The sequence below is a fragment of the Streptomyces sp. DH41 genome, assembly GCF_029813785.1.
Classification (GTDB): Bacteria; Actinomycetota; Actinomycetes; order Streptomycetales; family Streptomycetaceae; genus Streptomyces.
Genome location: NZ_JARVKY010000002.1, coordinates 1 through 15,760, shown reverse-complemented (window position 1 = coordinate 15,760; position 15,760 = coordinate 1). Strand labels below are relative to the sequence as shown.

Annotated in this window: 17 protein-coding genes; 5 read left to right on the top strand and 12 right to left on the bottom strand. The window is 72.3% G+C overall.

Going from position 1 to position 15,760, the window contains the following annotated elements:
• Positions 1-19 precede the first annotated feature (19 nt).
• Positions 20-1,177, top strand: a complete 1,158-nt coding sequence (gene ku, locus QC283_RS03245) for a non-homologous end joining protein Ku (protein ID WP_279559789.1) — start codon at positions 20-22, stop codon at positions 1,175-1,177.
• A 42-nt stretch (positions 1,178-1,219) separates the two neighbouring features.
• Here the strand turns inward: ku and QC283_RS03240 are convergent, their stop codons facing one another.
• Positions 1,220-1,819, bottom strand: coding sequence for a hypothetical protein (locus QC283_RS03240; RefSeq protein WP_279559788.1), 600 nt, complete (start codon positions 1,817-1,819; stop codon positions 1,220-1,222).
• A gap of 433 nt (positions 1,820-2,252) precedes the next feature.
• Between QC283_RS03240 and QC283_RS03235 the strand changes: the two genes are divergently transcribed.
• Complete coding sequence (locus QC283_RS03235; RefSeq protein ID WP_279559787.1) at positions 2,253-2,789, top strand: MarR family winged helix-turn-helix transcriptional regulator; 537 nt, start codon at positions 2,253-2,255, stop codon at positions 2,787-2,789.
• A gap of 22 nt (positions 2,790-2,811) precedes the next feature.
• On the opposite strand, the gene QC283_RS03230 is transcribed toward QC283_RS03235, so the two are convergent.
• From QC283_RS03230 to QC283_RS03185, 10 genes are all read right to left on the bottom strand, one after another.
• Positions 2,812-3,558, bottom strand: coding sequence for a DUF4142 domain-containing protein (locus tag QC283_RS03230; protein WP_279559786.1), 747 nt, complete (start codon positions 3,556-3,558; stop codon positions 2,812-2,814).
• A 127-nt stretch (positions 3,559-3,685) separates the two neighbouring features.
• Complete coding sequence (locus QC283_RS03225; protein WP_279559785.1) at positions 3,686-4,120, bottom strand: PPOX class F420-dependent oxidoreductase; 435 nt, start codon at positions 4,118-4,120, stop codon at positions 3,686-3,688.
• Between the two features lie 91 nt (positions 4,121-4,211).
• Entirely contained in the window at positions 4,212-5,048 is an 837-nt protein-coding gene (locus QC283_RS03220) for a DUF3152 domain-containing protein (protein WP_279559784.1), read from the bottom strand.
• Between the two features lie 331 nt (positions 5,049-5,379).
• Complete coding sequence (locus QC283_RS03215) at positions 5,380-5,715, bottom strand: TcmI family type II polyketide cyclase (protein ID WP_279559783.1); 336 nt, start codon at positions 5,713-5,715, stop codon at positions 5,380-5,382.
• Between the two features lie 37 nt (positions 5,716-5,752).
• Positions 5,753-6,232, bottom strand: a complete 480-nt coding sequence (locus QC283_RS03210; protein WP_279559782.1) for an SRPBCC family protein — start codon at positions 6,230-6,232, stop codon at positions 5,753-5,755.
• 1 nt (position 6,233) lies between these two features.
• A complete protein-coding gene (locus tag QC283_RS03205; protein ID WP_279559781.1) occupies positions 6,234-6,503 on the bottom strand; it encodes an acyl carrier protein in 270 nt (89 codons plus the stop codon).
• A 112-nt stretch (positions 6,504-6,615) separates the two neighbouring features.
• Positions 6,616-7,971 carry a ketosynthase chain-length factor gene (locus QC283_RS03200; RefSeq protein ID WP_279559780.1) on the bottom strand — a complete coding sequence of 452 codons (1,356 nt, stop codon included), beginning with the start codon at positions 7,969-7,971 and terminating at the stop codon, positions 6,616-6,618.
• Positions 7,968-9,239 (bottom strand): beta-ketoacyl-[acyl-carrier-protein] synthase family protein, encoded by a 1,272-nt coding sequence (locus QC283_RS03195; RefSeq protein ID WP_279559779.1) that lies wholly within the window; start codon positions 9,237-9,239, stop codon positions 7,968-7,970. The genes QC283_RS03200 and QC283_RS03195 overlap by 4 nt, the downstream gene beginning before the upstream one ends.
• Positions 9,236-9,709: a cupin domain-containing protein gene (locus tag QC283_RS03190; protein WP_279559778.1), complete on the bottom strand. Its 474-nt coding sequence runs from the start codon at positions 9,707-9,709 to the stop codon at positions 9,236-9,238. Before QC283_RS03190 ends, QC283_RS03195 begins: the two co-directional genes overlap by 4 nt.
• 178 nt (positions 9,710-9,887) lie before the next feature.
• Positions 9,888-11,123, bottom strand: a complete 1,236-nt coding sequence (locus QC283_RS03185) for a SchA/CurD-like domain-containing protein (RefSeq protein WP_279559777.1) — start codon at positions 11,121-11,123, stop codon at positions 9,888-9,890.
• A gap of 332 nt (positions 11,124-11,455) precedes the next feature.
• Between QC283_RS03185 and QC283_RS03180 the strand changes: the two genes are divergently transcribed.
• The gene (locus tag QC283_RS03180) at positions 11,456-13,348 is read left to right on the top strand and encodes an FAD-dependent oxidoreductase (protein ID WP_279559776.1); all 1,893 of its coding nucleotides are present in this window, start codon (positions 11,456-11,458) and stop codon (positions 13,346-13,348) included.
• Positions 13,349-13,652: 304 nt separating this feature from the next.
• Here QC283_RS03180 and QC283_RS03175 read toward each other — a convergent pair whose 3' ends face one another.
• Positions 13,653-14,522, bottom strand: a complete 870-nt coding sequence (locus QC283_RS03175) for a helix-turn-helix domain-containing protein (protein WP_279559775.1) — start codon at positions 14,520-14,522, stop codon at positions 13,653-13,655.
• Between the two features lie 294 nt (positions 14,523-14,816).
• Here QC283_RS03175 and QC283_RS03170 point away from each other — a divergent pair, with 294 nt between their 5' ends.
• Both QC283_RS03170 and QC283_RS03165 read left to right on the top strand, forming a co-directional pair.
• Positions 14,817-15,206: a hypothetical protein gene (locus QC283_RS03170; RefSeq protein WP_279559774.1), complete on the top strand. Its 390-nt coding sequence runs from the start codon at positions 14,817-14,819 to the stop codon at positions 15,204-15,206.
• A 70-nt stretch (positions 15,207-15,276) separates the two neighbouring features.
• Positions 15,277-15,726, top strand: a complete 450-nt coding sequence (locus QC283_RS03165) for a hypothetical protein (RefSeq protein ID WP_279559773.1) — start codon at positions 15,277-15,279, stop codon at positions 15,724-15,726.
• Positions 15,727-15,760: the final 34 nt, after the last annotated feature.

The window sequence follows — 15,760 nt, the reverse complement described above, 5'->3', positions numbered from 1 at the left end:
ACTGGAAAGGGTGCTGCACGTGCGATCCATCTGGAACGGCGCGATCTCCTTCGGTTTGGTCAGCATCCCGGTCAAGCTGATCAACGCGACGGAGAGCCACTCGGTCTCCTTCCGCCAGATCCACACGGAGGACGGCGGTCGCATCCGCTACCGCAAGGTCTGCGAGCTGGAGGACCGCGAGGTCGGCCAGGACGAGATCGGCAAGGCCTACGAGGACGCCGACGGTTCCATGATCCCGATCACCGACGAGGACCTGGCCCGGCTGCCGGTCCCGACCGCGCGGACGATCGAGATCGTGGCCTTCGTACCCGAGGAGCGCGTCGACCCGCTCCAGATGGGCTCCGCGTACTACCTGGCGGCGAGCGGCGCCCCCGCCGCCAAGCCGTACACGCTGTTGCGCGAGGCGCTGGGGCGCAGCAACCGGGTCGCCATCGCCAAGTTCGCGCTGCGGGGCCGTGAACGCCTCGGCATGCTCCGGGTCGTCGGCGATGCCATCGCGATGCACGGCCTGCTCTGGCCGGACGAGGTGCGCGCCCCCGAGGTCGTCGCCCCGGACGCCGGTGTCACCGTCCGCGACCAGGAGCTGGACCTCGCGGACGCCTTGATGGCCACGCTCGGTGAGATCGACCTGGACGACCTGCACGACGAGTACCGCGAGGCCCTGGAGGAGGTCGTCGCCGCGAAGGCCGCCGGCGAGACGCCCCCTCAGGCCCCCGAGGCGGCACCGCCCGGGAAGGTGCTCGACCTGATGGCCGCGCTGGAGAACAGCGTGCGGGTGGCCCGGGAGTCCCGCGGCGGGGAGACGTCCGGCCCTGCCGAGGAGGCCGAGGTCAGGACGCTGCCGCGGCGCGGGGCGTCGTCCCGGTGGACGCCGAAGGAAACCGGCGGCAAGAAGTCGACGTCGACGACGGCGAAGAAGACGACGGCGAAGAAGACGACGGCGAAGAAGACAGCGGCGAAGGAGGCCGACGGGAGGAAGGCGACGGAGAAGAAGCCGGTGGCGAAGAAGCCGACCGCGAAGAAGAGGGCGGCGAAGTCCGCTCAGCCCGCGGAGAGGAGTGCGGCGAGGAGCACCGCCGAAAAGGCGACGGGCGCCGGCAAGAGCACCGGCGAAAGGTCGACGGGTGCCGGCAAGAGCACCGCCAGGAAGACGGCGTCCCGCAAGCGCAGCGCCTGACGTCACCCGGCGAGGCGAGAGAGGGACGGGCTGAACAGACGCTCAGTCGAATGTCCAGGAGGAGTAGGACGCCCGGGGGATCACGGACGGGGCGGGTTCGAAGACCGCGGGGCTCGCCTCGCCGGAGGCCGTCGGGGCGAGGGAGGCGGCGGTGGGCAGGACGGGGCTCTCCTCCAGGTGTCGCCCGATCGTGTCGGCCGGTCCGCCGCCCGGGGTGCCGGTCCCGGTGGACAGCTGCGACCACGCGGTCAGGGCGAGGGCGACCGCCGCGGCCGTGCCGATCACCCGGCCGACCCGCCGGATCCGTGCGCGGCCGCCCAGCTCCCGCCAGGCCGGGCCGGTCCACGGATCCTCCGGATGCCACGGCTCGCCGACCACGTCGGACGGACGTCCCGCGGACGTCTTCGTGCCCGTGCTGCCCGTGCTGCCCGTGCCGTCAGTGCCGCCCGTACTGTCCGTGCTGTCCGGAGGCAGGGGGCGCCAGCCGGGTGTCCGGTCCCGTGCGGCCGGTTCCCTCGGGGCGGAGGCGCGGATGGCGCGCTCGTCGTCGTCCAGGAACTGCCGCCAGACGTACTCCGGCACGGACGGCGTACCGTCCGGCTCGTCGGGCGTGGCGCCGCTGTCCGGCCCGGAAGCGGTCATGGTCCCGCTCTTCCTCTCTTCTTCGGCCCGTACGGCGGCAGGTGCCGGTGTCACTCCCGGGCGCCGTACGCCACACGGTCGCGGGCCGGTCACCCATCGGATCATTGCACAGTGCAAAAAGAGATCACCAGGGTCCCCGTGCGCTTCCTTCGACCCACCGCACGCCCACCGCACGAGCAGCACGCACCGCCCATCCGACGAACGCGCGAAGGCGCCGGTCCGTTCCCGGGTGGCGGTTGCCGAACCGGACGACCGTCCTGCGCCGCTGACGCGCTTTCCGGGACGAGAACCGACTTCCGCGTCCACCTTTGTACAGGGAAGGGCGGACCGGCGGTGGTCGCCGCTCCCGTCGCGCCGGTCCGGTCACCGGGGCTGCCCCACCGACTCGCGATCAGGTGGATGAGCAGGAACTACGGCACGGTAGAAAGGACCCATGCCGGAGCGTGAGATGCCCGTCGGGGGCCTGGACGATGTCGACGCGGTCACCAGGGCCGTACTGGCCGCGTCACGACTGCTGGTGGCCGTCTCCGCGAGGTCGCTCGCCGAGGTGGAGGAGCGGGTGACGCTGCCCCAGTTCCGGATGCTGATGGTGCTCGCGACCAGGGGCGCCACCAAGCTGGTCGCGCTCGCCGACCACCTCCAGGTCGCCCCGTCCACGGCGATGCGCATGGTCGACCGGCTGATCGCGGCCGGTCTCGCCGACCGGCAGACCAATCCCGACAACCGGCGCGAGACCCTTCTCCGGCTCACCGACGAGGGCCGGCGCACCGTCGAGAACGTCAGCGCCCGGCGCCGTGCCGAGATCGCCGCGATCGTCGAACGGCTCGAGCCCCGTCAGCGGGCGGCGCTCGTCGAGGCGCTCACCGCCTTCAGCGAGGCGGGCGGCGAGCCCCTCGCCCCGGCACCGGACGACCCCCAGCCGCACCCGCTGGGCTGGGCCGCGGACGTCACAGCGGCCCGCGACGCCTGACGCGTTCAGGGGGCACGGCGCGTCAGGGGGCCGCCGGCGAGGGAGCGGGCGTCGGGGAGGCCGTGTTCACGTTCAGGTCGGGCCGGGGCTTGAGCACGAGCACCCGCTCTCCCGGCTGCGGCGGGGGCGGGGTGACCTTCTCCCTCGGCAGCTTCGCCGGACCGGTCTGCTGGAAGGTGACCTCGTCGTACTCGACCAGCCCGGTCTTCTCCAGCACCGTGATGTGGTCCAGGACGGTGTCGTTGGCCAGGTCGGCCAACTGCCGCACGAGCGTGTTCTTGGTGGTGGCCCGGATACCGGCGATCGCCGGGAAGATCTGGCCGTGGGTCACCCGCATGATGTTGACCGCCGACGAGTCGAACTCCTTGCCGCTCTTGGCGTCCACCGTCGCCACGAAACCCTCCTGCTGGGGGGAGGCCCGGTTGGGCAGCGTGATGCCCAGCTCGGGGGAGATCTCGCGGCACATCGCGTCCAGCCCGGCGTGACCGACGACCAGATGCTCGCCCGCGGTCTTCATCGCCTTCGACGTACCGCGTTCCATCACCATCTCGCCCAGCGGGTACTCCCACAGCCCGGCGGCCCGTACCTTGACCACGAAGTCGCGGTCGGCCTCCGTGAGCGGCCCGAACTCGGTGCTCGCGACGACACGGTCCTGGTCACCGTCGGGCCTCTCCAGACCGAGCATGGCCGGGAAGGCCAGAGCGGTGAGGGTCAGGGTCATCACACCGAACAGGACGACGACTCCGATCCTGTTGCGGGACAGGCGCATGGTGCCTCCAGGGGCGATGCGAGAGACTCGCCGAAGAGTCGTCCTCGTAACCGGTACTCGTGCTCGTTCGCCAGGAGGTACGTAAACGGCGGGCGTATCTATCACCGCTCGGGCACATGACTTGGCTTCAGCCGAGATCGGCCCCGTAGACGTGCTCGACCGTCATCGTGAGCAGCACCCGGCGCTCGGACACCATCGTCATCCGGTACTCGTCCCAGTCCGGGTGTTCACCGGCGGCGGCCCGGTAGTACTCCACCAGCGCCCCGACCTCCGGCCCGTGCGGGTCGAGGCCCGGACCGGTGAGGGTCACGACGCCCTCGGCGGTGGCCCAGGACCTGCCGTCCGGGGCGGTCACCTCCAGGGCGGCCCGCGGGTCCCGGCGCAGGTTCGCGGTCTTGGCCAGCCCTTCGCGGGTGGAGACGCGGATGACGCCGGCCTCCGGGTCGTAGGCGGGCATGACGGGGGAGAGCTGCGGGCGGCCGTCCGACTTGATCGTCGCGAGCACGCCGAGCCGGCTCTCCGCGAGGAGGGTGCGAGGGTCGAAGCGCGGTGTGGTGGTCATGGGCCGATCATCACCCCTCCCCCCGTCGGCTGTCCCGCCAACCTTCCGCCGGACGCCCTCGCCGGGCGGTCCGCGGAAGGCTCACAGGTGGTCAGGGGACCGAGGGCCCGGCCAGGTAGTTGCCGTCGTCGTCGTAGGGCCAGGCGTTGGCGACACACCCCTTGAGTCCCTTGATCTGCTGCATCATCGCCGGAGCCGGCAGGCCGGGTCCGGGGCAGGTCTCGTGGTTGTGTCCCAGGCGGTGGCCGACCTCGTGGTTGATGATCAGTGCCCGGTACTCGCCGATCGGGCCCTCGAACTGCGGGGAGCCCAGCACCCAGCGCTTGAGGTTCACCACGACGTCCTTCTCACCCGCGCAGTTCACCTCGCCCCCGGTGTCGAGGCCCCACTGGCCGCAGATCGCGTCGACGGTGCCCGGCGTGGCGATCTTCACCACGAAGTCGAACGAGCCGGAGCTCACCAGCCGGAAGGAGTTCGTCCCGTCCCGGGTCCAGCCCCGGCGGTGGGCGAGCACGTCCGATATCTCGGCCGCGGCCTCGCTCGCCCGGACGTCGATGCCCTCCTCGACCAGGACCTTGTAACGGCGTACGCGGCTTCCCGTGCCCACGGTCGAACCGTCGGCCTCGGCGGTGACGAAGGTGCCCGGGCCGGTCGCGGGAATGGCGATGGTGCTGGGGGAAGGTGAGGGAGAGGGCGACGGGGAGGCCTTCACCGACGGCGACGAGGAAGGCCTCGACGCTCCGGACGGTGTCCCGGCGGCGTCCAGGGCGTCGGCGACGTCGGCCACCTGGTCGTCCGTGGCCGGGGGCCGGCTGTCCCGCCAGTACGCGAAGGCCGCGCCTCCCGCGAGCAGTACGGCTCCGAAGGTCAGGACGGCCAGGATCGTCCGGCCCGTTCTGCGGCGCCGCCGCCTGCGGGCACGGGACACTCGGCCATCGCTCTCCGAGGTGTTCCTTCGGCGTGACCGGCGGGCTGTGGATCGGCCCACGTCGTGCGTCCTCTCTGCTGGTCGGCGGGGCGCACAGTGGACTCCTGTGTGCTTTTGTACCTCCAAGATCAAAGCGGAAGCTTGTGCGAAACCCTCACAGGACATGAAGTGTGGCTTGTCACACGCGAGTTCGTGCCGATCCGTACAACCATTCGACACTCTCAAGGGTCCGCGAGGCGTTCAGGTGGTTCCGTCGTGTGCGCACACGTGCGTCGGGGCTGCCCGGGATGAACCCGTGCAGCCCCGACGCGGTGCGGGAGGCGGCGGTCCGTCAGCCGGCGGCGGTCCGCTCCCAGCGGTAGAAGCAGCGCGCCATCGCGTCCTTCGGCCCGCGCCAGGTCGCCGGGTCGTACGCCGACACGTACGGTTCGAGCCGCTCGCTGACCTGGCGGAACTCCGGATGCCCGGTCAGCCTGCCGATGGCGGGGGCCGGGTCGGCGTCACTCTCGATGAGGTGCAGGTACACGCCGTCACCGAACTCGAAGAGACTGCGCCGGTTGACGCCCACCAGGTGGGGCAGCTCGCCGCTGTCGGACTCGGCGAACACCTTCGCGATGTCCGTCGCCGCGCCCGGTGCCATCCGGGCGACGATCAGGGTGTGGTGCATGGGGAGGTGCCCTCCGTGGGTGTCGGTCGACTCGGTGTCAGTCGGCGAGTACCGAGGCGGTCCGCCGCTCGCCCGCGGCCTGCTCGATCCGGTCCCGGATCAGCGCCATCTGCGTACGCGAGTTGCGGTTGATGTTGTCCGTCATCCAGGCGTCGTCCACGGGCGCGTCCGGCTTCATCGCGAAGTCCTGGATCCAGCGCATCCGGGTGCCGTCGGCGGTCTCGGCGTACTCCCAGACGATGTTCATGTACTGGAAGGGGCCGGTCTCGACCCGGTGGGCGCGGACGGTGCGGGTCGTCGGGTCGGCGACGCGCTCGGAGACCCAGCTCCACACCTTGCCGTCCGCGTCCGGGTGCATGGTGAGCCGGAACGTGACGCGGTCGCCGTCGCGGTCGAGCACGTCCACGGAGGCGTACTCGCTGAACAGCCGGGGCCAGTTGTCGATGTCGTTGGTCATGTCCCAGACCAGCTCCATCGGCGCGGCGATGGTGATCTCGTTGTCGGTGTGGCCTGCCACGTCACACTCCCGTCTTCAGAGCGCCGTTGATCAGCGCGAGGAAATCCGCGGGCGTCTTGCAGCGCTCGGCCTGCTCCGGCAGACCCAGCCCGTACCGCTTCTCCAGCTCGGCAACGATGCCCAGCAGGCCGAGGGAGTCCAGGCCGAAGGTGTCGAAACCGTCGTCGGCCTGCTGCTGGAGGGTGACGGGGTCGACGTGCACGCCGGCGGTGCGCTTCATCAGCGTCGCCAGTTCCTCGACGGTCACCTGGTAGTCCACTTGGTCGGTCATGCGGGGTGCTCCTTCAACTCGGTCGGTGCTCGCCGGGAAGCGGCGCTCACTCGGGATTGGCGTTGGTCGGGTCGGGCCGGACGCCGACGTCGGGTCCCTCATCGGTCGGCCGTCATCCGTTCGCGGACGGCGCGGTGCCGCCCTGCCGCAGGACGAGCGCCGAGTTGGAACCCATGAGCCCACGGCCGAGTACCAGGGCCGTGCGGATCTCGGCGGGCCGGGCGCGGCCGGCCACCACGTCCAGGTCGTGGCACACGTCGAACACGTGCGGGGTGGGCGGGATCAGCCCGTGCTCCATGGCGAGCACCGCGGTCGCCACGTCCAGCACCGGTGCCGCGCAGTACGCCCGCCCGGTCCCGGTCTTGGGCGCGGTGACCGGCACGCGCCGCGCGTGCGCGCCGAGCGCGTCCGCGAGCGCCAGGGCCTCGGCCCGGTCGGCCTCCGGGACGCCGAGGGCGTCCGCGAACACCACGTCCACCTCCTCGGGCCGGCACCCCGCCTCGGCCAGCGCGCCCTCGATCGCGCGGGCCAGCCCGGCCCGAGACTCCGCCCAGCGGGACGGCCCGGTGAAGGTCGCCGCGTGTCCGGCCACCGTGGCCCGCACGTCCGCCCCGCGTTCCAGGGCCGCCGCCTCGTCCTCGACCACGAGCACGGCACCGCCCTCGGCCGGCGCGAACCCGCAGGCGGCACCGGTGAACGGGCGGTAGGCACGGTCGGGTTCGGTGGCGCGGCTCAGCTCGGGGTAGCCCAGCTGGCAGACGATCGAGTACGGGGCCAACGGCGCCTCCGTCGCGCCGCAGACCACCGTGTCGGTGCCGTTCCGCACGGCGAGCGCCGCGTGCGCCAGGGCGTCCAGGCCGCCCGCCTCGTCGGCGGCCACGACCCCGCAGGGACCCTTGAAGTCGTTGCGGATGGAGACCTGGCCGGTGCTGGCCGCGTAGAACCAGGCGATCGACTGGTACGGGCCGACATACCGCGACCCCTGGCCCCACAGGTTCTGCAGCTCCCGCTGCCCGAACTCGCCGCCGCCCGATCCGGCGGCGGTGACCACGCCCACCGAGTACGGCGACTCGACGTCGGCGCGCCCGAACCGGGCGTCGGTCAGGGCGAGGTGGGTGGCGGTCAGCGCGAAGTGCGTGAACCGGTCGGTCTGGACGAGGTAGCGCTCCTCGACCGTCTCGGCCGCGTCGAAACCGCGCACCTCGCCCGCGACCCGTAGCGGCAGATGGTCGCAGCCCTCGCGGGTGACGGGCCCGAGGCTGCTGGTGCCGTCCGCGACCGCCTTCCAGAACGCCTCCACGCCGATGCCGTGCGGAGACACCACGCCGAGCCCGGTGACGACGGCACGCCTGCCACCGTCCGCGTGCCTGTCACCGTCCGCGCGCCCGCCGCCGTCGGCGTGGCTGTCACCGTCCGCATGCCTGCCGCCGTCCCGCTGACGGCGCGTGGTCCGTTGTGGTCCGCTCATCGCAGCCCTCCTTCGCAACCGCTCAGTACGACGGCGGACTGGAAGCCGCCGAAGCCGCTGCCCACCGACAGCACGTGCCGCAGCGTCCGCTCCCGTGCCTCGCGCGGCACGTAGTCCAGATCGCACTCGGGGTCGGGGGTCGTGTAGTTGGCGGTGGGCGGCACCACCTGGTGGGCCATCGCCAGTACGCACGCGGCCAGCTCTATCGAGCCGATCGCGCCCAGCGAGTGGCCCACCATGGACTTGATCGAGCTCATCGGCGTCGCGTAGGCGTGCTCGCCCAGCGAACGTTTGACGGCGGCGGTCTCGTGCCGGTCGTTCTGCTGGGTGCCGGAGCCGTGCGCGTTGACGTAGTCGATGGCGGAGCCGTCCAGTTCGGCCATGTCGAGCGCCGTGTCGATGGCCCGCGCCATCTCCAGGCCCTCCTTGGTGAGCCCGGTCATGTGGTAGGCGTTGCCGAAGGTGGCGTAGCCGGAGATCTCGCAGTACACGTCCGCCCCACGGGCCCGGGCGTGCTCCAGATCCTCCAGGACCAGCACCGCCGCGCCCTCCCCCATGACGAAGCCGTTGCGGTCGGCGTCGAAGGGCCGGGACGCGTGCGCGGGGTCGTCGTTGTTGGGCGAGGTCGCCTTGATGGCGTCGAAGCAGGCCATGGTGATCGGTGAGATCGGCGAGTCCGCCGCGCCCGCCAGGCACACGTCGACGCGTCCCTCGGCGACCGCGTGGTAGGCGTATCCCACCGCGTCCAGGCCGGACGTGCACCCGGTGGACACGGTCTGCACCGGTCCGTGCACGCCGAACTCCTCGGCCACGGCCGACGACAGCGTCGCCGGGGTGAAGGCCCGCTCCAGGTGCGGCTCGGCCCGCCGGTCGTCCACGTCCCACCGCGAGCCGCGCTCACTGACCAGGACGTAGTCGTGCTCCAGCCGGGTCGTGCCGCCGACCGCCGTGCCCAGCGTGGCGCCGGCCCGCCAGGGATCCTCCCGCTCCATGTCGAGGTTCGCGTCCCGCACCGCCTCGGCGGCGGCGACGAGCGCGAACTGCACGTACCGGTCGCACCGCTGGACCGTGGCGAGGTCCAGCCCGTGCTCGGACGGTTCGAAGTCGCACTCGGCGGCGATCCGCGAACGCAGCCCGGCCGGGTCGAACAGGGAGATGCCGCGCGTCGCCGTACGGCCGTCGGACAGCAGGCCCCAGAACTGGGGCACGCCGATCCCGCCCGGGGCGACGACGCCTATGCCCGTGACGGCGACCCGACGCCGGTTCATGACACCGCCTCGGCCGCGGTGGCGGGACGCTCGTGCCGCCCGGCGCATCCGGCGTGGTCCCCGTCGTGCGGGAGGGCGTTGCCCGCGGCGTCCTCCGTGTCGACGTGGCCGAGTTCCGGACGCGGGGCGAGCGGCCCCAGGTGGAAGACGATGCGTGCCTCGACGTCACCTACGTTGCGGAAGCGGTGGCGCATGTCCTGGGGGATCAGCAGCCCCTGCCCGGTGGACAGGGAGTGCGGCACCCCGTCCAGGTCCACCTCCAGTCCGCCGTCGGTGACGTACACGAACTCCTCGGAGTACGGGTGGTAGTGCTCGGCGATCCGGTCACCGGGCTGCACGATCGCCACGCCCATGAAACCGCTGGTCGACCCGGCGGTGGTGGGCGTGAGAAGGGCGCGGAGGTCTCCGCCGCGGCGGCGGTTCGGCGCGATGTCGCCGAGGGAGACGATGCGTACCTGCTGGTCTGTCATGTCGTTCACTCCGGGGTGACAGGAGGCGGTGGGGGAGGGGAGTGTCCACACAGACCGGCGGGCGCGCCGTTGGGCCCGGCCGGCCGCGTGGTTGGCCGCGTGGTTCGGGGCGGGGAGTGTGGGCGGGTGGGGTGTGGCCTGACCGCGTGTTCCTGGGGGCGTGCGTCGGCCGTCTGGTTCAGGAGTCGGACGAACGCCGGTCGGTCAGGGGCCTCATACGGACCCGGGCGAGCAGCAGCGACAGCGTGCGGGCCTCCGTCAGGGGCCCGTCGACACCGACGGCGGCGGTGTCCAGCAACCGCTCGGCCACGGCGATCCCGGCGATCCCGGCGGTACCGGCGGTTCCGGTGGCATCGGTGGCCCCGTGCAGGCCCAGCACGTACGCGGGCGCGTCCTCCGGGTCGCCGTCCACGTCGACGAGCCGTACGACGAGGTCGTCGCGGTGGAAGACGGTGGCGGAGCGGACCGGGTTGTCCGGGGCGTGGACGGCGGCCGCGTCCTGGCCGGCCAGCAGCCGGGCCAGTTCCAGGCCGGCGCCGGCCCGGGCCGGGTACAGCAGCGCCAGCCGCGCGTCGCGCGCGCCGGCCCGGCCGCGGGACGTCATGTGGTGGACGGCCGGCATCGCGGCCCGGGTGAAGAACCGCCGGGCGGACCGAGGATCGCGGAGGTCCCGTTCCTGCTCCAGATACGGGTTGAGGGCCTCCTCGACGGCCTGCACCCCGGGCTGCCGGGCGACATGGCGCAGCGCGGACTGCAGGTCGCCCCGCACCTCCACGGCCCTCACGACCCGGTTGCCGTGCAGGAAGACCGAGGTGCGCAGCAGCCGGCCGGAGTCGTCGACACGGGCGTCGGGCGGCGAGTAGTCGGCCAGCAGCCGGGCGACCTCGCCCTCGCTGCCGGGCCGTACGGTGAAGGTCAGAGCGTGCCGTACGACATCGTTCCCGATCCGGGGAGCGGGCCGCGGTGGCTCACCCGCCGCGGCGGACGGGGGCTGATCGCCGGTGGTCTCCCGCAGGACGCTGTAGCGCAGGGACTGGGTGTCGCGGACGTAGTCCTGAAGGGGCTCGACGGTGTCGATGTGCTCTTCGCTGCTGACCCAGGCGAGGAAGGGGGCCGCGCTCTCCCATTCGCTGGTGAGGAGCCACTGGGTGGGATTGTCCAGAGACTGGCACAGCTGGTCGCTGACGTGCCCCGGAACGGCGGCGACCCGGTCACGGATACCGTCGTAGGCGTCCAGGAACTCCTGCTGCGTTCCGTCGTGGATGTCCAGCATCAGGACGACCCGTACACGGGATCCGTCGAACGCGGATATCGACACGCCACCCGCTTCCGCGGGGGCCGATACCGCCGCGGCGTCTGTGGTCAGGGCATCCGCCGACACGGTATCCGTCGCTACGACGGGAGAGACCGTCATCCGGCCCACCTCTTCTCCGGGAACTTCCTCGTGGACTGGGGCGATCGTCGCGGCGCGCGCCATGGCTCCGGCGGGGTGCGGCGGTCGCAGTAAGCACGATCGTGAGCCGTGCCCGCGAGGACCGCGAACCAGACGGGTTAAGCGGGTGAAGCCTGAGCCACCGCGGGCCTCGTCGGGCCGCACGGGGCATGCATGAAGACCCCCGGCACACATCTGCCGCGGGGCGAGTCACGCGACGACGGTCCGACACACGGAGGGCGAACGTCCGCCACCACGGAGGACGACGTCCGTCACGACGAAGGACGACGTCTGTCACAACGGAGGACGAACAAATGAACGAAAGAGCCGACCGGTCCGGCGGAGCCGCCCCCGGGGCCCACCGAGTCCCGGTCCTCATCGTCGGCGGATCCCTGGTGGGCCTGTCGACCTCGGTCTTCCTGGGGCGGCTGGGCATCCGGCACACCCTGGTGGAGCGCCACTCCGGCACCTCCATCCACCCCCGCGGGCGCGGCAACAACGTCCGCACGATGGAGCTCTTCCGCGTGGCCGGAACCGAGCCGGACATCAGGAAGGCCGCCGCCACCCTGTCCGAGAACCACGGCATCTACCAGACGCCCACCCTGGTCTCGGACGAGGGGGAGTGGCTGCTCAAGGAGATCGACGCGGGAGGCGGACTGGCCCGCTTCAGCCCCAGCGCGTGGTGCCTGTGCAGCCAGAACGACCTGGAGCCGGAACTCCTCACCCACGCCACCAACCTCGGCGGCGACCTGCGCTTCGGCACGGAACTGCTGTCGTTCGAGGCCGACGGCGACGGCGTCACGGCCATCGTGAAGAGCCGGGAGACCGGCGAGCACACCACCATCCGCGCCGACTACCTGGTCGCCGCCGACGGCCCCCGCAGCCCCGTCCGCGAACAGCTCGGCATCGGCCAGAGCGGCCCCGGCGACCTGTTCCACAACGTCAGCGTCACCTTCCGCTCCCGCCGCCTGGCCGACGTGGTCGGCGACCGCCGCTTCATCGTCTGCTACCTGACCAACGAGGACGCCGACGGTGCCCTCCTCCCCGTCGACAACCGCGAGAACTGGGTCTTCCACGCCCCCTGGCACCCCGAACAGGGCGAAACCGTCGAGGACTTCACCGACGAGCGCTGCGCCGCCCACATCCGCCGCGCGATCGGCGACCCCGACCTCGACGTCGAGATCACCGGCAAGGCCCCCTGGCACGCCGCCCAGCGCGTCGCCCGCAGCTACCGCTCCGGCCGCGTCCTCCTCGCCGGCGACTCGGCCCACGAGATGTCCCCCACCGGCGCCTTCGGCTCCAACACCGGCATCCAGGACGCCCACAACCTCGCCTGGAAACTGGCCGCGGTCCTGGAGGGCTGGGCAGGAGACGGCCTCCTGGACACCTACGACGCCGAACGCCGCCCGGTCGCGGAGGCCACCAGCGCCCGAGCCGCGGGCCGCTCGGTGGAACACAGCCACCCGGGCTTCGCACCTCCGCCGGGGATGGGACCCGGGGGGCCGGGCGGAGCGCCCGGCGGCGCTCCTGGCGGACGCCCTGTCGGCGGTCCCGGCGCCCCGGGCGGTGGCCCCGGCGGCCCGAGCGGTGGCCCTGGCGGTCCGGGCGGTGGCCCTGGCGGCCCGGGTGGCGGCTCCGGCGGTCCGGGTGGCGGCTCCGGCGGTTCAGGCGGGGGCCCGGGTGGCCCCGGCGGTGGGGCGGCCGGAGGCCCCGGCGGCGGCCCGGGCGGCATCCTCAACGTCGCCCTCGGCTACCGCTACACCCAGGGCGCGGTGGTCGGCGCCGACCCCGGAGCACCGGTGGTCCCGGAGGGCCTGGACCTCACAGGCGCCCCCGGCAGCAGGGCCCCCCACCTCTGGCTCCGCCAGACCGGCACCACCACCCGCGTCTCCACCCTGGACCTCTACGAGGACTCCCTGGTCCTGCTCAGCGACGCCGCACAGCCCACCGGCTGGCACGAGGCGGCGACGCACCTGGCGGCCGACATGCGGGTCCCGCTGAAGTCGTACCGCGTGGGCGGCACCCCGGAGGCCGACGTGACCCCGGACGACGAGGACACCGACTGGGCGAAGTCCCACGGAGTCACCCGCGGCGGCGCGGTCCTCGTCCGCCCCGACGGCTTCGTGGCCTGGCGCTCCCCGGGCCCGGCCCCCGACCCGGAGGCGATGCTGCGCCAGGTGGTGAACACGGTCCTGTCCCGCGCCTGACACAGACCGGTCGCTGAGCACCGCGCACCGGGCGCGATGCCCTCAGGCTGGGAGGCGATGACCGTGCCGGGCCGGCCGTGCCGGACGGTGTCGCCGCAGACGGGGCCCGACTCCTCGGAGTCGGGCCCCTGACTTCTGCCCCGCGGGGTCACAGCAGTCGCTTGCGGCCCTCGGAGTGAGCGTGGTCATACGGTCACAGCCTTCTGCGCGCGATCAACGCACCCATGCCGGGGCCGAACCGGGTGAGCCCGCCCAGCCGGCACGGTAGAGGGTCATGCTCGAACGGTGAGGTCGACTCTCGACCTCACCGCGCCGACCGGATGACGAAGACCTGGCTGTCCTTCGGCCGGCACGGCTCCACCACGGCCTCGGCTCCCTCCGAGGTGTCCGCGTCGCCGATGGCCACGCAACCCCGGCCGTCGACACGCAGCGAGTACCGGAGGCTTCCGTCCGGCCCGGCCGGCGCGATCCGGAACGGGGTCGTCTTCCCGCAGTCGTCCCACGGCTCCAGCAGCCCGGAACCCGGTCCTTCGACCAGGGCCGTCAGACAGCCGGAGCCGTGATCGGGGTGGTACCAGCGGATCCGGAAGGTGTTCCCGCCGAGCGGAACCAGCGTCGTCTCCTGGGGCGCGACCTCGTCGCACGGCCGCTGCGCGGCGACCAGTGACTTGTACCGGCTGCTGTGACCGTCCGTCAGGCAGAGGCCGTTCGCCAGGGCCGGACGGATCTGCACGTGGCCCTCGGGCAACTCGGACCGTGCGTCGGCCGCGGCGAGGCCCCCGCCCCCTTCGCCCTTCGAGCCGCCGTCCTCCCGGAAGGAGACCAGAGCCCAGACGGCGGCGGCCAGGAGCGCCACCAGGACCACCGACGCCAGCAGGACGGGAGCCGTGAACACCCGCGCACCGAGGTGGACGCGGACGCCCCGCCTCGGATCCGGGCCCTTCTCCGCGGTGCCCTCCCCTCGGACGAGGCCGTCCCGGGCCGCCAGCCACTGCGCCACCCGCTCGCCGTCCCCGCAGGCTTGCACGAAGGCGGTCAGCAGTTCCGGACGCGGCAGGGTCCGGCCGCGCAGCACATCGGCCAGGGTGCTGCGCGGCAACACCCCGCCGTGCTCGGCGGCACGCTCCTCCAACTGGCGGTACGTCAGCCCCGCCCGTTCCTTGAGCTCTCGCATGGCGGCAATGAACTCACCTACGTCACACGCTTGTTGGGGACTCGCGTCCCCCCTGAACTCCATGCCGCACATCGTCGGCCCTGCTCGGACGGCCGCACAATCCCGTTTCCCGCCACGGTCCTCATGATCCGGACAAGATCCGGACAAGGCGCTGACCAGGCCGGACAGTCAGTGGGCTGTCCGGGACAGCGGCGGCTCTTGTCCCTGTCCGGCCCACCCCAGCAGGCTCGGTGCTGCCCCGGCCGGAGCACCCACCCATCCGACTCGTCGATCCCAGGGGGACACCTCATGCCCATGCGTCAGCGCATTGCCGCGACCGCGATATCGACCGTTCTCGCGGGCGGCGCCCTCGGCCTCGCTCCGGCGGCCCAGGCACACGAGATCGCGCCGGCTTCCTGCTACGGCAGCGCGAACAGCTACCTCAAGCCGGCCGGAACGTACTGGCTCCCGGCGGGCGATGTGTTCAGCACCTCAAGCGCGTGCGCCGACATCAACATCAAACCCAACACGAACCGCTACGTGAAGGTCTGCTTCGAAAGCGACGGCGCCCAGACGTGCCAGAAGAACTACACCCTCGCCCGCGCCGGGCAGTGGACCGTCATCGCGAGGAGCGGAGGGGTCGGCGAGCTGTTCGCCTTCGAGTTCCGCTCGGACGCGAAGTCCACCGGCAGCTGGGCCGCCTGACCCGCGAGCACCGGCCTCCACACCAGCACTGCCACCGACCATCAGAAAAGCCGATGAGAGGACTCGAACGATGGCAAGAAGCACCTGGCGGGCCACGGCCTCGCTGACCGGAGTGACCACGGCCCTGTTCGCCCTCGGCGTCGCGCTGCCGGCCCAGGCTCACGCCGCCGTCCGCTGCGAGACGGTGCGCGCCACCGTGGCCAACTCCCAGGGGCTGTCCGGCGGCACCGTGCGGGCGACCGTGTGCAAGCCCAGCAGCGGACACGCCTACTTCGACGACGGCTACTACAACTACGTACAGGACCACCAGGCCGACGGTGTCGCGGCCCGCGCGTATGTCGTGGACGCGAACGGCCGCTACGGCCCGCTCGGAGTGGACGACACCTCCACCTCCGGTGGGGAGCCCATTTTCTGGGAGTCCAACGGGGCGGGCAGCGGGACGGTCCGTGTGTACGTCTGCCTGGGCAAGAAGTACCCGTGGGACAGCGGGTCCCGCTGCGCCTCGGACTCCATGAGCTAGATCCGTAGGAAACGACGGGGGACGGGGGGAAGCC

Coding starts and splice junctions, on each gene's coding strand:
- QC283_RS03240 (WP_279559788.1), bottom strand. CDS start 1,819: ATGACCGCTTCCGGGCCGGACAGCGGCGCCACGCCCGACGAGCCGGAC.
- QC283_RS03235 (WP_279559787.1), top strand. CDS start 2,253: ATGCCGGAGCGTGAGATGCCCGTCGGGGGCCTGGACGATGTCGACGCG.
- QC283_RS03230 (WP_279559786.1), bottom strand. CDS start 3,558: ATGCGCCTGTCCCGCAACAGGATCGGAGTCGTCGTCCTGTTCGGTGTG.
- QC283_RS03225 (WP_279559785.1), bottom strand. CDS start 4,120: ATGACCACCACACCGCGCTTCGACCCTCGCACCCTCCTCGCGGAGAGC.
- QC283_RS03215 (WP_279559783.1), bottom strand. CDS start 5,715: ATGCACCACACCCTGATCGTCGCCCGGATGGCACCGGGCGCGGCGACG.
- QC283_RS03205 (WP_279559781.1), bottom strand. CDS start 6,503: ATGACCGACCAAGTGGACTACCAGGTGACCGTCGAGGAACTGGCGACG.
- QC283_RS03200 (WP_279559780.1), bottom strand. CDS start 7,971: ATGAGCGGACCACAACGGACCACGCGCCGTCAGCGGGACGGCGGCAGG.
- QC283_RS03195 (WP_279559779.1), bottom strand. CDS start 9,239: ATGAACCGGCGTCGGGTCGCCGTCACGGGCATAGGCGTCGTCGCCCCG.
- QC283_RS03190 (WP_279559778.1), bottom strand. CDS start 9,709: ATGACAGACCAGCAGGTACGCATCGTCTCCCTCGGCGACATCGCGCCG.
- QC283_RS03185 (WP_279559777.1), bottom strand. CDS start 11,123: ATGACGGTCTCTCCCGTCGTAGCGACGGATACCGTGTCGGCGGATGCC.
- QC283_RS03180 (WP_279559776.1), top strand. CDS start 11,456: ATGAACGAAAGAGCCGACCGGTCCGGCGGAGCCGCCCCCGGGGCCCAC.
- QC283_RS03175 (WP_279559775.1), bottom strand. CDS start 14,522: ATGCGAGAGCTCAAGGAACGGGCGGGGCTGACGTACCGCCAGTTGGAG.
- QC283_RS03170 (WP_279559774.1), top strand. CDS start 14,817: ATGCGTCAGCGCATTGCCGCGACCGCGATATCGACCGTTCTCGCGGGC.
- QC283_RS03165 (WP_279559773.1), top strand. CDS start 15,277: ATGGCAAGAAGCACCTGGCGGGCCACGGCCTCGCTGACCGGAGTGACC.